The organism is Oceanitalea stevensii, assembly GCF_014837105.1.
Lineage (GTDB): Bacteria > Actinomycetota > Actinomycetes > Actinomycetales > Actinomycetaceae > Oceanitalea > Oceanitalea stevensii.
Map to the genome: position 1 here is coordinate 101345 of NZ_JACSPO010000007.1, position 15173 is coordinate 116517.

10 protein-coding genes are annotated in these 15173 nt (G+C 75.4%); 3 read left to right on the forward strand and 7 right to left on the reverse strand.

What is annotated here, in order from left to right:
- The first annotated feature begins 6 nt into the window (after positions 1–6).
- The gene (locus tag H9624_RS12400; RefSeq protein ID WP_251840201.1) at positions 7–1008 is read left to right on the forward strand and encodes a class I SAM-dependent methyltransferase; all 1002 of its coding nucleotides are present in this window, start codon (positions 7–9) and stop codon (positions 1006–1008) included.
- Positions 1009–1020: 12 nt separating this feature from the next.
- On the forward strand, positions 1021–2082 hold the full coding sequence (locus H9624_RS12405) for an ATP-grasp fold amidoligase family protein (RefSeq protein WP_251840202.1): 1062 nt from the start codon (positions 1021–1023) through the stop codon (positions 2080–2082).
- Positions 2083–2103: 21 nt separating this feature from the next.
- Here the strand turns inward: H9624_RS12405 and H9624_RS12410 are convergent, their stop codons facing one another.
- Positions 2104–5007, reverse strand: a complete 2904-nt coding sequence (locus H9624_RS12410; protein ID WP_251840203.1) for a glycosyltransferase — start codon at positions 5005–5007, stop codon at positions 2104–2106.
- On the reverse strand, positions 5000–5398 hold the full coding sequence (locus tag H9624_RS12415; protein ID WP_251840204.1) for a hypothetical protein: 399 nt from the start codon (positions 5396–5398) through the stop codon (positions 5000–5002). Before H9624_RS12415 ends, H9624_RS12410 begins: the two co-directional genes overlap by 8 nt.
- 110 nt (positions 5399–5508) lie before the next feature.
- Here H9624_RS12415 and H9624_RS12420 point away from each other — a divergent pair, with 110 nt between their 5' ends.
- Positions 5509–7395, forward strand: coding sequence for a glycosyltransferase (locus H9624_RS12420; protein ID WP_251840205.1), 1887 nt, complete (start codon positions 5509–5511; stop codon positions 7393–7395).
- Positions 7396–7405: 10 nt separating this feature from the next.
- Here the strand turns inward: H9624_RS12420 and H9624_RS12425 are convergent, their stop codons facing one another.
- From H9624_RS12425 to H9624_RS12445, 5 genes are all read right to left on the reverse strand, one after another.
- Positions 7406–8923: a hypothetical protein gene (locus tag H9624_RS12425; protein WP_251840206.1), complete on the reverse strand. Its 1518-nt coding sequence runs from the start codon at positions 8921–8923 to the stop codon at positions 7406–7408.
- Positions 8920–9483 (reverse strand): hypothetical protein, encoded by a 564-nt coding sequence (locus H9624_RS12430; protein ID WP_251840207.1) that lies wholly within the window; start codon positions 9481–9483, stop codon positions 8920–8922. The genes H9624_RS12425 and H9624_RS12430 overlap by 4 nt, the downstream gene beginning before the upstream one ends.
- Positions 9480–11696: a glycosyltransferase gene (locus H9624_RS12435; protein WP_251840208.1), complete on the reverse strand. Its 2217-nt coding sequence runs from the start codon at positions 11694–11696 to the stop codon at positions 9480–9482. Before H9624_RS12435 ends, H9624_RS12430 begins: the two co-directional genes overlap by 4 nt.
- A 117-nt stretch (positions 11697–11813) precedes the next feature.
- Positions 11814–13787, reverse strand: coding sequence for a DUF6541 family protein (locus H9624_RS12440; RefSeq protein WP_251840209.1), 1974 nt, complete (start codon positions 13785–13787; stop codon positions 11814–11816).
- 7 nt (positions 13788–13794) lie between these two features.
- Complete coding sequence (locus H9624_RS12445; RefSeq protein ID WP_251840210.1) at positions 13795–15090, reverse strand: nucleotide sugar dehydrogenase; 1296 nt, start codon at positions 15088–15090, stop codon at positions 13795–13797.
- Positions 15091–15173: the final 83 nt, after the last annotated feature.

A 15173-nucleotide genomic window follows, 5' to 3' on the forward strand; every position in this document is an offset into this window, starting at 1 on the left:
CCCCACATGGCCCTCGCCACCCCGCGTCAGCGGGCCCTCGCCGCGCTCGTGGCGCTGCTCGTCGTCCTCACGGGCCTCGCCGCCCTGACCGGTCGCACGGGCTGGGCGCTGGCGGGGCTCGCGGTGCTCCTCGGCTACGTCGCCGGCCTGCTCCTCGACCTCCGGCACCGCCAGCAGGTGGCGGCGCGCTCCCAGCGTCGCCTCGAGGGCACCGTCGAGCAGGCCGTGTCGTCGGTGGCCGGCCTCCACCACCTGCTGGAGCAGCACGGCGCGGGCCTCACGGCGCTGGACGACGGTCTGCGGGCGCTGGTCCGCGAGGAGGCCGAGGCCGCCGCCGGCCGTCACCGGGAGACGACCCACCGCCTCTCCCGCCTCGACTACGAGCCCGTCAACGAGGTCCAGGCGCTCCTCCAGCTGCTGCCCAAGGTGCAGGGAGCCGTCCCACTGCCGCCCGTCGGTGGGTGGGCGCTGAGCGCCGGCTCGCTGCTGGGCCTCTGGGACGTCGTCGAGCGCGAGCGGCCGCGGACGGTCGTCGAGTGCGGGAGCGGCACCTCGACGGTGTGGCTGGGCTACGCCGCCCGTGCGGTCGGGGGCGTCCGCGTCGTCGCGCTCGAGCACAACGCCGCCTACGCGGAGCGGACGCACGCCCTGCTCGGCGAGCACGGCCTGCTCGACGTCGCCGAGGTCCGCCACGCCCCGCTCGTGGACGTCGAGGTCGACGGGGCCACCATGCGCTGGTACGACGCCGGCCGGCTGGAGGACGTGTCGTCGATCGACCTCCTCGTCGTCGACGGCCCGCCGAAGAGCACGGGACCGCTCGCGCGGCTCCCCGCCGTCCCGCTCCTCCGGGAGAGGCTGCGCCCGGGAGCGGTGGTCGTCATGGACGACGCGCACCGCCCGGACGAGCGCGAGGCCCTGCGGCGGTGGTCGCTGAGCGACGGTCTCGAGCTCGAGCGCCCGCTGAGCCGGGACGCCGTGGTCCTGCGCCGGACCTCGCCCAGCGCCTGACACAATCGCGTCATGCCCCTTCGTCGTCAGATCCTCCGTCTGCCGCCGCTCGCCCGGCGCGACGCGGAGATCCGCCGCCTCAAGCGGCGGGTGGACAAGCTCCAGCTCGCGCTCGCGGACGAGAAGGCCAAGCCGCCGCCGCCCCCGCCGCCGCCCGCGCCGCCGCGCTACCGGCCCAAGGTCGCGTCGTGGCACGTGCGGGTCATGGAGCAGCAGCGCGTCCAGCAGGCCGTCGGAGCGCTGCCGGGCTCCACGGACCACCCTCGTCGCAACCTCCTGCTCAAGCTGCAGAACTACGAGATCGCCCGCAGCTACGGCGTGAGCACCCCCCAGGTGCTCGGCGTGTGGCCCACCGTCGCGGAGATCGACTTCGACGCGTTGCCGGACGAGTTCGTCCTCAAGAGCAACGGTGGCTCCACCAGCCGCGGCGTGCTGCCCCTCCAGCGCACGCCCTCCGGCTTCGAGCTCATCGACGGCAGCCGCCAGTACACGCGGGAGAGCATCCTCGAGCACTACGCCACCGCGCGTGGGGCCCGGGCACCGTTCTTCGCCGAGACGCTCCTCCCCGGCGCCCACGAGCGTCTTCCCGACGACATCAAGATCTACAGCTACTACGGCGACGTCGCCTTCGCGCTGGTGCGCCGGATGCCCGTCCACGCCGACACCTCCCAGGCGCGGGTGCGGATGATCGGCCCGGACGGCGGCGACCTCGGGGAGGTGCAGCAGGGCCGGACCTACGACCTGTCCGTCGACGTGCCCCGGCACCTCGCGCACATGGTCGAGGTCGCCTCGGTCCTCTCCCGGGCCGTCCCGCTCCCCTTCGTGCGGGTGGACCTCTACGACTTCCCCGAGGGGATCGCCCTGGGCGAGTTCACCCCGCTGCCCGGCGACTCGCAGACCTTCACCCGGGACTGGGACCACGACCTCGGCGACCGGTACGACCGTGCCGAGGCGCGCCTCCAGCTCGACCTCACGGCCGGGCGGCCCTACCGCGTCCTCCACGGGCCGCACGACCGCCGGCTGACCACCCCCATGCCACCGACGACGACGGTCGCCGACCTCCCCTCCTGGTAGGAGCCGGCACCGCGGGACGAGTCAGCCGCCGAAGGCGAGGCGGCACACCCGGCCCGCGGTGTCGGCCCTGCCTCCCGGGGCCACGCGGGTGTGCCAGTCGGGGCCGCTCGACAGCGCCAGCGCGTGCACGCCGTCGACGAGCTCGACGGCGGGCAGGCCCTCGCCCGGCACGTGGCGCGAGCGCACCTGGTTGCCGAGGCGGAGGGCCGCCTCGGCATGGTCGGGGTGGTGGAGCACGACGAGGTGGTCCGCGGTCTCGGCGTCCGCCGGTCGCCGCACGTGCAGGACGACGACGGCGATCTCCTCGGTGCTCGTCCCGACGGTGACCGCCCGTCCCACGCGCGTGAGCGTCGCCTCGCCGACGGGGGCCGGGACCGCGGCCGCGACGTCACCGGTGGCCGGGACGTGCAGCTCGGCACGGACGTGGCCGAGGAACGCCTCGTGGCTCCACCGTTCCCGCACGCGGCGCAGGCTCGTGGCCACCTGCTGCCGGAAGCGCGCCGGGTCACCGAGGTACGCCGCGACGACGTCCTGCACCTCGTCGGGCTCCGCGTAGACCAGCGCGTCGCCGAAGACCGGCTCGTGCTTGGGCGAGGCGACGACGAGCGCACCGCTCGCCGCTGCCTCGAGGAGGACCCGGCCGAAGGCCTCGTGGGCGTGGGGGTCGTCCATGTAGACGACGACGTCGAGCCCGCTCACGAACTCGCGGGGGTCCTGCGACCCGTGCGGGAGGACCGTCCAGTTCTCCGGCACCGGGTGGTCACCGAGCAGCTGTGCCACCTGGTCCGTGGCGCCGAGGAGGCGTACCTCGGCCGGCGCCGGGAAGCCGTAGGCCGCGAGGAGCTCCTCCCCGCTGCGGGGGAACTTGATGGACGCGTCCCGGGAGAACCGCCCGATGACGGGCCGCTCCGCGTGAGGCCGGGGGCGGTCGGTGACCCACGTGGCGGGGTCGATGACCGCCGGGTTGTCCCACCCCGCGAGCGCACCGGCCGGCAGCAGCGGCTCGAGCAGCCGCCGGATGGTCACGCTCTGCGGGATCCAGCGGGGCTCGACCCCGAAGAGCTCCTCGGCGTTCCGGTGGACGTCCGCGGGGACGTAGCGCTGGTCGGAGCCGTCGAGCTCGCAGGGCGCCTGGTTGGCCATGACGAAGAGCTTGCGGGGGCGCACCGCGCCGTGGACGACCGGCGGGAACTGGAGCACCGGCGGGTAGCGGACGATGAGCAGGTCGATCTCGACGTCGTCGTCGTGGAACACGAGCTCCACCTCACCGGCGCGCAGCAGCGCGCGCAGCGGCGGGCACAGCGGGTCGTCCTTCTCGGTCCGGAACCGCATCGCCTCCAGGTGCATGACGCCCACGCGCAGGCCGGCCGACCGCAGGGCCGCGATCTCCTCGAGCATGGACAGCTGCGGCCCGCCCAGCCGGCGCCAGTCCCCGGCGAGCACGACGTCGACGCGGCGGTCCGTCCGGTGCTCGGGGTCTCCCGGCCGCGCCCACCGGTGGGCGCCGTAGTGCTGGGTCGGCTCGTGCGGGTCGGTGAAGGGGTCGCGCCCCTCCTCCAGGACCTGGCGGTGGGTGTACCGGTAGGACTGCTTGTAGGCCCAGCGCGACTGGTGCTGCCAGCCGAAGGAGAAGTCCGCGGCGGACAGGGTGCCCTCGGCACGCCGCACGACGGTCAGTGCCCGGTTCGTGATCTCGTGGATCGGCTGCCCGAAGGCGACCTCGATCCGCATGCTGTACTCGGTGTCGGCGGCCTTGCGGATCGGGTCGAAGAAGCCGACCCTGCTGGGTACCTCGGGCAGCCGGAACATCAGCGCGGCCGCCGTCGAGAAGAAGGTGCGGTAGCCCGGGCGGGTGAGCTCCAGCGACTCCGTCACGCGGACGCCGTGGGACCGGGTGGCCATGATCCGCGGGTGCTCGAGCATGGGGCGGACGCCCTCCTCCAGACGACGGGGGTGGGCCCAGTCGTCGGAGTCGAGGAAGGTCATGAAGGCGCCCCGCGCCTGCATGAGCGCCGTGTTGCGCGCCCGGTAGGTGCCGCCGTTGACGGCCTTGCGGATGACGCGGACACGAGGGTCGATCCGCTCGACGTCGCGGAGCAGCGCGCGTGCGGCGGGATCGGTCGAGGCGTCGTCGACGACGAGCATCTCCCAGTTCGTCCAGGTCTGGGAGATGAGCGACCGGGCCGCGCCCAGGAGGGCGTGGTCGGGGTTGTAGGCGCTGGTGACGACGGTGATGAGCGGTCCCGTGACGTCGTCGACGGTGGCGGCCGCGAGCCGGTCGAAGGGGGTCTGCCCGTCGGGTCGCAGGACCACGGGGCCGGTCGTGGCGCTGGGGTCGATCGCCGCGTTGAACCGCTCGAGGAAGTCCGGACCGCCGGCGCCGTGCCCGAGGAAGGGGTTCGCCAGGTCCGCCACGAGCGCCGCCTCGACGTCCCGCGTCATCCCGGTCCCGTCGGCGCGGTCGCGCCCGGCCTGGAGGAGCCGGTCGAGCTCGTCGTGCCGCCGGAGCACGGCCAGGAGCTGCCCGTAGAGGTTGAGGTCGCGCCGGACGAGGGCGTCGGGACCGTACGCCGTCACGAGGGCGCCGAGCAGGTCGGCCGCCGCGGCGTGCTCCCCGCCGGTGCCCGGCTGGTGGGCGAGCACCCGGGCGTAGGCGCCCGCGCTGCGTGGCTCGAGCGCCTGGACGATGCGCTCACGGTCCTCGCGGTGAGCGAGCGTCTCCAGCTCCTCGACGCTCACCGTCCCCTCCGAGGCGACGTGAGCGAGGATCGCCCTGCCCGACACGGAGCGGGAGCGCAGGAGGGTCGGCGCCAGCCGGTAGGCCGTCCGGTTGTACCGGGCGTGGTCCGCGACGACGGTCTGCGTCGTGAGAGGGCGCGGAGGGCCGGTCGATGGCGCGTCGCCCGCCGCCACGCGGTCAGTCACCGGGACGGGTCGAGGTCGACAGCTCCTCGGCCGCGGCCTCGAGCGTCGCCTGCGCGCGGTCGAGCCGGCCCACGTACTGCGCCTGGAGCAGGCGAATGGCACCGAGCAGGTCCTCCGGGCTCGTCGCCGGGGCGGTCTCCGGTGCCGGCGCCACCTCGCGCGCGGCCGGTGCGGCCGCGGCCTTGCGCACGGCGGTCCTCACCCGGCGCAGCTGACGCTCGGTGTGACGAACGGCAACTGTGCCGTCCAGCACGAGCAGCCCCACGGCCGCGAGGAGGAGGGTCCGGGCGACCTCCGCGAGGACGTCGTTGCCGATGACAGACCCGATGACCGAGAGCGCGGAGAGCACCACGATCCCCGTGAGCCCGAGGATGACTTTCCGCGACTTCATGCCTGCCTCTCGTGTCACCGGGTCGCCGACCTCAGGTCGGCGGCGAACGTCTCTGCCGTTACTCTAACGGGAGGTGTCCGGCGGACATACGGCGACAGCGGGAGGCAGTGGTGGCGTGGAGCGACATCTCGCCCCTCGTCGCCACCAGCGTCGTCCGTGACGTCCGCAGCGGACGGAGCGAGGCCTGGGTCAACACGGCCCTGCGCACCCGCAGCGAGGCGCTGCGTGACGTCCTTGCCGCCGACGTCGTCCCCGGGACCTCGGCGACGGCGCTGATGGACGCGCTCGTCGAGGGCGGGACGGTTCTCGTGCGCCCCGAGGCGGCGGCGGCGGCCGCGGCCCTCGCGACGGTGTGGGCCGCATCGGCCGACGGGCTCGCAGGCACGGTCGCGGGCTACCGGCTGCTCCGGCAGGTCGTCCAGGAGCACGGCCACCTGCGGCTTCTGCCCGTCCAGCGGCAGGTCTACGCGCAGGTCGCCTTCCTCCTCGGTGAGGACGCCGTCGTCGACGAGGCCCTGCGGGACTTCCACGACCTGCCGCACGCCGTCGCACAGGCACTGCGCACCGACCTCCTCAACCCGCAGCGCACGCCGGGGGCGGACGTCGCCCGGTGGCACGCCGGGCTCTCGGAGCCGTTCACGACGGCCGGACTGGCCCCGGTCTCCGCCGTCCCGGGAGAGGCGACGGCCTTCGACGGTCTGCGCGCCGCGGCACCGGCGCAGACCGACGGGCCCCTCGTCAGCGTCATCATGCCGTGCTACCAGCCGGACGCCGGCCTCCTCACCTCCGTCGGGTCGATCCTCGCCCAGTCCCACGCCAACCTCGAGGTCCTCCTCGTCGACGACGCGTCGGGACCGGACCACGCCGAGCTCTTCGACAGGTGCGCGGCGCTGGACAGCAGGGTCCGGGTCATCCGGCAGGACCGCAACGGCGGCACCTACCTCGCCCGCAACGCCGCGCTCCGCGAGGCACGCGGCGAGCTCGTCACCGTGCAGGACGCCGACGACTGGTCCCACCCCAGCCGGCTCGCGGACCAGGCCCGCCTCCTGGCCGAACGGCCGAACGCCGGTGGCAGCCGCAGCGACGCGATGCGCGCGACCGACGACCTCCTTCACCAGTGGGTCGGCTACTCACCCCGCCGGCGCAACGCCTCCTCGCTCATGTTCCGGCGCTCCGCCCTCGAGCGGACCGGTCCCTTCGACGCCGTCCGTAAGGGCGCCGACTCCGAGTTTCACGAGCGCCTGGGCCGCCTCGTCGGGCCGGTCGCCGACACCCGGACCCCGCTCGCGGTCACCCGGCTGCGCAGCGGCACCCTGTCCCGCAGCGACTTCAGCTACCGGTGGACGACCCCGGACCGGCAGCTGTACCGCGCGTCCTACCGGTCGTGGCACCGCAGCCTCAACCGTGACTCCACACCCCTCCCTCCCGCGGTCGGGGACGTCACGCAGCGTCCGTTCCCGGCGCCGACCACCTTCCTCCGCGGGCTCGGCGCCGGCCCGCGGGCCGACGTCGACGTCCTCGTCGTGCTCGACGGCTCCGACCCCGCCGCCGCCGCCGCCGGGACCGTGCTGGCGACGGCGCTGGCCCGGCCCGACCTCAGGCTCGGTGTCCTCCACCTGGAGGACGCCACCCGCGGCCGGCTCCACCAGACCGACCCCGTCGACCCGCTGCTGCGTGCCGCGCGCGCAGGGACCGTCGCGATGGTCAGCGCCTCCGACGAGGTGGCGGCGCCCCTCACCGTCGTCCTGAGCTCGGGCGTGCTCGAGCTCCCCCCGGACCCCGCGCCTCGGGTGCGCACGGACGAGCTCGTCGTCGTCGCGCGCCCACCGAGCCTGGTCTCGGGGGTCGCCGACCTCTCGACGGCGCGTGCCGGCGCGGTCGCGCTCCTCGGCCGCGCGCCCCGCTGGTGCGCGGCCGACGACGCGGCCCGGGACGCCTGGGAGCAGGACGGCTGGACGCTCCCGCTCCTCGCGGAGCTCCTGCCGCAGGTCCGCTGACCGGTCCGGCTCAGGTGCCCGCCGCGACGTCCCTCACCTGGGGGACCTCGTCGAGGAGGCGCCCGTAGAGCACCTTCGCCGCACGCATCGGCTGCGGCAGGCTGAGCATCGTCTCGATGAGGCCGCGGTCGTTGAAGGGCAGCAGCACGCGGTGCGACATGTCGCCCTCCTGGAACTTCCGCGCCGCCCAGCGCGACATCCGGTGCTCCCAGTAGAAGACGTCGTGGTGGTCGTGGCCGCGCAGGGCCGGTGCGGAGAAGTCGACAGCGTCGATGAGCACGGCGAAGTCGTCGTGGTACTGCGGGTGGTCCGCGAAGACCTTGCCCAGCCACAGCTCCGCCAGGCGCCGCGGGGAGATCGGCTCGTCGGTCCGGGTGCGGGTGTGCGTCGTGCCCGTCTCCGCGAGGTTCGACTGGAGCTCGACGAAGTCGTGCGGCAGGTCGGCGTACATCGAGTACGCGGCCCCCACCGACCCCTGCTTCTCGGGCCAGGAACGGTCGTAGGCCTCCCGGAAGGCCTGCGCCCGCTGCGGCAGCCAGCAGTCCTCCGGCGTCCTCCAGTGCACCAGCCGGTGCGGCAGGCCCGCCCGGAAGGCGAGCTCGCTGGCGCCGAAGACGTCGCGCGTGACGGCGGCGTCCCGGCCGACCGCCCGGGGGCTGGCGTAGGTGAAGGCGAAGGCGTCCCGCTGCCCGTCGAGCAGCAGACCGGCGAGGGTCACCCGGCTGTCGAGCCCGGCCGTGAGGCTGAGCCCCACCGTGCCGAAGCTCCCGAGCAGCCGCAGGTGCCCGAGGAGCTGCTCGCGGAAGCGGTCGTAGACGCGGTCGACGTCGGCGTCCTCCACGCGGTCCTCGAAGGGCCAGAAGCGCTGGAGCCGCGCGGACGGTGCGGCCCGCCCGAGGCGGACGTCGAGCCGGCAGTTGGGGATGAGCGGCCGGACGCCGTCCCACGGCGTCGTCATGCCGGGCATGAAGATCGTGCCCTTGGGACGGACCGCCCTGATCCCGTCGTACAGCCCGAGGGCGCGGGCGTCGGGCCCGCGCCCGAGGGCACGCGCCACGAGGACCGAGTGCGAGGCCACGGCGACGCCGTCGCCCTCGACCGACCAGAACACCGGCTGCGTCGCGTGCGTGTCGGGGACGACCGTCATGCCGTCCTCGTGGTGGAGGAAGGCGGTGAAGCGGCCTCCGAGGTACGCGACCTCACGAACGGCGCTCTCGACGCTCTCGCCGAGCGCCGCAAGGACGGACCGGGCGATGACGGCCGGGTCGTGGGTGGCGGTGGCGACGTCGACGGGGTGGCCGAGAAGCACGACCTCGGCGCGCGCCCGGCGGCGCCACGGACGCCCGGGCTCGGCGGCGGTCCTCGTGACGACGGCGCGAGGGTGCGTGGCGTAGGTGAACCGCCCGACGTCCACACGAGGCCAGTGCGCCACCTCCGGCGGCAGCGACGCCCCCGCGACGACGGCGTAGCCGTGCGCGAAGGCGGCGTCCCGGACGAGCGGCTCGAGGTCCTCGGACGTGGCGGTCACCCACCGGCTCCCATGCTCGCCAGGACGTCCAGCCCCAGGCCGTCCGGGGCGCCGAGCTCGACGAGCGCCACGGCCCCGTACCCGCGGCGCATGGCGCGCAGGCGCTCGCGCAGGTAGTCGCGCCACGCCACCTCGGGGTCCGTCCAGGCGCTCTGCGGCACGACGAAGTCCACCGGCCACCCGTACTGGCGGACGGCGCCGAAGTGGTCGGAGTCGAGGACGACGACGGGGCGGAAGCCGCCGGTGAGCACCTGCTCCTGGGCGACCTTCTCGAGCAGCTCGGGGACGTCGTCGTCGGCGGCCCCGACGAGGAGGACGAGGACGACGGGCAGGTTGTCCAGGCCCTGTCCCCCGAGGAGGCGGCCGGCGGAGAGGAAGACCGAGCCGCCCACGGTGAGGTCGAGGTCGAAGACGCGGGAGACGACCTCGCGGGCGGTTCGGCTGTCGCGCACCCGCCCGGCGACGCGGCCCCCCACCCGCTCCGCTGTGGGGTTGGCCCGCACCCGGCGGACGACGTTCTGGGCGAGGCGAGCCGCACGGCTCGCGGGGGACGCGCTCATCGGGTCTCTCCCGTCGCGAGGTCGAGCAGGAGCCGGGCCGCCTCGGGCGCCCCGTTCCCGGGGTCGGCGGCCTGGGCGCGGGCCGCCATCGCCGCGCCGTCGGCCAGCAGGTCCGCCAGGAGCGGCTGCGCCTCACCGACGCTGAGCGCCGGGAGCGTGTGCGCCCAGCCGTGGTCGGCGGCGTACCGCGCGCGGCCCTCCTGGTCGTCCAGGGACGTGGCCGTGTTGGGGACGAAGAGGGTGGGCACGCCCAGCCGGAGCAGCTCGTGGAAGGAGTTGTACCCCGACGCGCTGATGACGAGGTCGAAGGCCCGGTAGCGCCGGGAGAGCGGGTAGTCGCGCACGAGGTGGACGTCCCCGCCCGCGGGGCCGCCGGTCGCCGCGATCTCCGGCACCGTCACGCACACCCCGACGCCGAGCGCCGCCAGGGCGGCGGCGGCCGCCCCGAGGTCTCCGGAGGTGTCGTTGATGTTCCCGGCCCCGAGCGAGACGAGCGCGAGCGGCCCGTCCTGCGGCAGGCCGAGGGCGGCGCGGGCCTCCTCGCGGCTCTCGAGGTCGGCGACGTCGAGGAGGGTGACCGGCCCGACCCGGTGGGCGGGCTCACCGACGGTCGCTCCGGCGTCGTACTCCGCGGCGAGGTCGCCCGGCTCGAGCACCCGGTCGAACCACTCCGCCTTGGCGAGCTGCTCGGTGTTGAGGCCCGCGCGCCACATCCCGCGCCGGGACCACACCCAGCGCGCGTCGGGGTTCTTCTCACGGATCTCGTCGACACCCTGGTAGGGCCACGTGCCGTCGAAGACGACGACGTCGGGACGCACCCGCCGGATCGTCTCGCTCACCCGGTCGACGAACATCCCGCGCCACCGGCCCGGCGGCATGCCCAGCGCCTTGGCCGAGGGCAGGTACTCGAAGGGGTGGCCGAGCCGTGCGGCGACGGGCACGGCCTGGGACATCGACAGGAGGTAGGTGCGGGCGTCGCCGTCGAGGCGGCGGGCGTAGGAGAAGAGGCGCGTGAGGTGCCCCATCCCGGCGCCGTTGCTCGACATGAGCAGGACCCGGGGGGCGTCGTCGGCGGCGTCGGTGTGGACGAGCGGAGTCCCCGCCGCCGGGGCGGGCGCCGCGGGGGCGGGCACCGGGTGCTCCTCCGGAGCCGCAGGGGGGCCGACGAGGGCTGCCACGCGCCGGACGTGGGTCTGGTAGCTGAAGCGCTCGCGGGCCGCCTCCCCGGCGCGGCGGGCGTGCTCCTCGTAGGCGGGCCGGTCCGCGCGCAGCCGCTCGACGACGCCGCGGACCTCGCCGGGCTCGGCGTAGATCGCCGCGTCCCCGAACAGGGCGCGGAAGTGCGGGGGCAGGACGGCCGGCACGCCGCTGGCGAGCGCCTCGAGGATGGTGCGGCCGAAGGCCTCCACCCACCGGGGGTCGTGGTAGTAGACGAAGAAGTCGAGGCCGGCGAGGAAGTCCTGGGGGCTCATCGCCCCGAAGGGCAGCACCTCCCACGAGCGCGGGACCCGCCCGAGGACCCGCTCGACCGGGTCGGCCCCGCCGAGCACCCGCACGGTCCACGAGCCGTCGACCGGGTAGACGGCCTTGAGGGTCTCGGCGTCGCGCGGCCACTTCTGCGCCGACGGCCGACTGTGGCGTCCTACGACCGGGCGGTCCGCGGCCCAGCCGGTGCGGGGCCGGGCCCAGGAGTCGACGTCGATGACGTTGACCCAGTCCTGCTCCATGAGCCGGTCCGCGGGCACCTCCGCCCGGATCTCCTCGCCTACGAGCGGGCCGATGGGTGCCCACAGCGGCTCGCGGCCCAGCCGCTCCCGCGCCGCCCGGTCCGCGGCGGCGACGTCGTAGACGACCGTGCCGTCGGTGTCCCGGGGGCCGGCGTTGGCGAGCATGACGACGTGCTCGGCGGTGACGGGCGGGAGCTGGGCGGCCCCCGCCTGGAGCACTCCGGGGTGGCGGACGACGACGAGTCGCGCGGTGACGGGGCGCGGCCCGACGAGGAGCCTCGCCTTCCCCTGGCGCACGAGCGCGGCGATGGCGGGGTTGACCCCGCGGACCTTGCGCACGAGCGGGCCGTTGAGCTGGAGCAGCCCGGTGGTGTACCCGGCGGCGTGCTGGGCCTCGATCTCCGTGGCGATGCTGTGGGAGGTCCCACCGGGGAAACGGAGGTCGGAGATGATGAGGACGTCGACCGCTCGGCTGGTGGTGCTCATGGTCCCCACATCCTGCCACCACCCCTCCCCCACCTCCGCATATGCGCGATCGTGACGGTGCGGCGGGCGCACAGGCCGCAGCTTTCCCGCATATGCGCGAAGGAGGGGGGAAGACCGTCAGGGGCAGGTGTCGATGCGGTGCACCGCCGCGGTGCCGGCCCTCGCGACCTCGGTGAAGCCCTCGCTCACGTCGACGCCACGCATCGCGGCGGTGCGGTCGTCGAGCTTGGCGCCGGCCTCGGCCGTCGCGGTGTCCTGGTACAGGTGGGTGGCCCCGGCGTCCGCGAGCGCCGCGCACACGGCCGGGTCGTCGTGGATGTCGGCGAGCCCCTCCTGGAGCACGCGCTGGGCCGGGGACATCCCGCTCGCGCCCAGCTGGGGGAAGACGACGCCGACCCCCGCGACCGCGGGCAGCAGGGCGGAGCCGTTGAAGGGGTCCCCGACGACGACCGCGCCGGCCGGCAGGTCGAGCTCGCGCATCATCGTCAGCTCCTCCGCCGTCGCCATCGTGCCCCAAGCCAGCTCACCGGGGACGTAGGCGCTGGCAACCACCCGGGCCTGCAGCGGCAGGCGCGCCACCGCCGTCCCCACGGCGAGGGCGAGCACGACGGCGAGGGCGGCGTGCCCGGCCGCGCGGGCAGGGACGCGGCGGCGGACGGCGTCGACCGCCGTCGTGAGGGCGTAGGCGGCGAGGAGGACGGCGGGGACGACCGCGACCGGGGCGATGCGGCCGGCCTGGGTGTACCAGAAGGACGCGAGCCAGCGCAGCGGGTGGTCGGCGGGCCCGGCGGCCAGCACCGCGAGCGCGACGGTCAGCACGAGGGCCGCGGCGAGCCACCGGTGACGCCGGTGCAGGACGACGAGCAGGGCGCCGACGAGCGTGGCCGCCGTGACGGCGAGGTGCGCGCGGCCGTCACCCGGGTAGCCGTGGGCGAGGGTCTGGTCGAGGAGGACCTCGCGCAGCGCGGCGGTGTGGCTGCGCCCGCTGGCGCGCTCGAAGCCCACGACGGAGGACAGGGCGTCGAGGTTCGCCAGGACCACGGGGACCGCGACGACGGCGGCGGTCACCGCGGCGAGCAGCGCACCACCGGCGGCCCGCCGCCCGGCACGGACGAGCCGCACGGCCTGTCCGCCGAGCGCCCCGACGACGAGCGGGCCCGCCACGAGCGCGAGGGAGAACAGGCCGCTCGCGTGCGCGACGACGACGCCGCCCACCCCGGCCGCCGCGGCGACCACCGTCCCGGCGACGGCCGGCCCCCCGGCCCGGGCCTGGACGGCGCGGACCGCGCGGAGGACGAGGAGCACGGCGCCGGGCAGCAGGGCGGTGGACAGGCCGTTGGCGAGCTGGGCGAGCACGGTGAGCTGGACGACCGGGTAGGCGACGAAGCCGGCGGCGAGCAGCGGGGCCAGGACGGCGGGCAGGGTGCGGCGACGGAAGACCTCGCGGGCCAGGCCGGCGAGCCCGAGCACCCAGGCCCCGGTGCCGAGGACGAGCACCCCGGCGTTGGTGGCCGCCGGGACCGAGGCGCCCGGCGCGAGGGCGACGAGGGCGTGCCACCCGGTCGGGTAGTACGGGGCGAGGGTGCCGTCGCCGTAGAGCGGGGCCAGGCCCCCGAGCGGGGTGACGACCCCCGTCTCGCGGGCCGCGACGACAGCGTTGAGGTGGAAGACCGCGTCCCACTGCTGGAGCGGCGCGTCGGGGGTGGGCAGGGTGGCGACGAAGGGGCCGGCCAGCAGCACCACGCCGGCCACCGTCCCGGCCGCCACCGCGAGCGCGCGCCGGGTGCCGAGCGGACCGGGGCGCCACGCGCCGTCGTCGGTGGTGGCACGACGGCGGGTGACGAGCCACGCGAGGCCGCCGACGACGGCGAGCACGAGGGCGAGGCAGGCGAGCACCGCCGGCAGCCGCCACGCGACGCCGAAGCGGGCGAGCAGCACGCTGAGCACGCCCAGCGCCGCGACCGTCACCGGCGGCGCAGCGGCCAGCCCGGCCAGGCCGCGGACGCCGAGGACCCGGAGCGCGAGCGCGCCCGGCACGACGGCGAGCAGTGCCAGGGCGAGCGCGTCCGGCACCAGGGCCCACCAGCTCATGCGGTGCTCAGCGGCCGGCGCCGATGGCGATACGGGGGGTACCGGCCCAGGCGGCGGGGTCGGTGAGCTGGCGCCCGTCCACGAGCAGCCGCACCCCGGGCAGGTCGGCCGGGGTGAGGCCGCGGTACTCGGCATGGTCGGCCTGGAGGATCGCGACGTCGGCCGGCTCACCCAGGTGGTGGGGCTCCCAGCCCAGCGCGGTGAGCTCGGCGTCGGTGTACATCGGGTCGTGCACCGACACCGCCGCCCCACGCTCACGCAGCGCCGCGACCGTGGCGAAGACCCCGGAGAACGCCGTCTCCTTGACCCCGCCGCGGTAGGCGGCGCCCAGCACCACCGCCCGCAGGCCCGACAGGTCCCCCAGCAGCTCCGCCGCCCGCTCCACCGCGTACGCCGGCATGCCGGCGTTGTGCTCCCGCGCCGTCCGCACGATCGTCGCGTCCGGGTCGGTGGACAGGTACAGGCGCGGGTAGACCGGGATGCAGTGCCCACCCACCGCGATCCCCGGGCGGTGGATGTGGGAGTAGGGCTGGGAGTTGCACGCCTCGATGACCGCGTACACGTCGATGCCGGCCTTGTCGGCGAAGACCGCGAACTGGTTGGCCAGCCCGATGTTGACGTCCCGGTAGGTCGTCTCGGCCAGCTTGGCCATCTCCGCCGCCTCCGCGCTGCCCATGTCCCACACCCCGTTGGGGCGCCGCAGGTCGGGGCGCTCGTCGAAGGACAGGACCGCCTCGTAGAACTCCGTGGCGCGGGCGGCACCGGCCTCGCTCAGCCCGCCCACGAGCTTGGGGTAGCGGCGCAGGTCGGCGAACACCCGGCCGGTCAGCACCCGCTCCGGGGAGAACACGAGGTGGAAGTCCTCCCCCTCCCTCAGGCCCGAGACCTCCTCGAGCATCGGCTTCCACCGGCCCCGGGTCGTGCCCACCGGCAGCGTCGTCTCGTACGACACCAGCGTCCCGGGCGTCAGGTGCTCGGCCAGCGACCGCGTCGCCGCGTCCATCCACCCGAAGTCCGGCTGCCCGCTCCCCTCGTCCACGAACAGCGGCACCACGAGCACGACCGCGTCCGCGCCCGGCACCGCCTGCCCGTAGTCCGTCGTCGCCCGCAAGCGTCCCGCCGGCACCAGCTCGGCGAGCTTCTCCTGCAGGTGCGCCTCACCCGGGAAGGGCTCGGTGCCGGCGTTGACGAGGTCCACCACCGACTGCTGGACGTCCACGCCCACGACCTCGTGACCCGCGTCGGCGAACTGCACCGCCAGCGGCAGCCCGATCTTGCCCAGTGCGACCACGGCGATCCGCATGGCGTCCCTCACCTCCCGGCCCGGCCGGTCCGGACCCGGGTGTCACGATATCGGCGGAGCGCGACCTGCAGGGTCAGGGTGGC

Excerpts from the sequence above, each read along its gene's own strand:
- H9624_RS12400 (WP_251840201.1), top strand. The coding sequence starts at position 7 with ATGGCCCTCGCCACCCCGCGTCAGCGGGCCCTCGCCGCGCTCGTGGCG.
- H9624_RS12405 (WP_251840202.1), top strand. The coding sequence starts at position 1,021 with ATGCCCCTTCGTCGTCAGATCCTCCGTCTGCCGCCGCTCGCCCGGCGC.
- H9624_RS12415 (WP_251840204.1), bottom strand. The coding sequence starts at position 5,398 with ATGAAGTCGCGGAAAGTCATCCTCGGGCTCACGGGGATCGTGGTGCTC.
- H9624_RS12430 (WP_251840207.1), bottom strand. The coding sequence starts at position 9,483 with ATGAGCGCGTCCCCCGCGAGCCGTGCGGCTCGCCTCGCCCAGAACGTC.
- H9624_RS12435 (WP_251840208.1), bottom strand. The coding sequence starts at position 11,696 with ATGAGCACCACCAGCCGAGCGGTCGACGTCCTCATCATCTCCGACCTC.
- H9624_RS12440 (WP_251840209.1), bottom strand. The coding sequence starts at position 13,787 with ATGAGCTGGTGGGCCCTGGTGCCGGACGCGCTCGCCCTGGCACTGCTC.
- H9624_RS12445 (WP_251840210.1), bottom strand. The coding sequence starts at position 15,090 with ATGCGGATCGCCGTGGTCGCACTGGGCAAGATCGGGCTGCCGCTGGCG.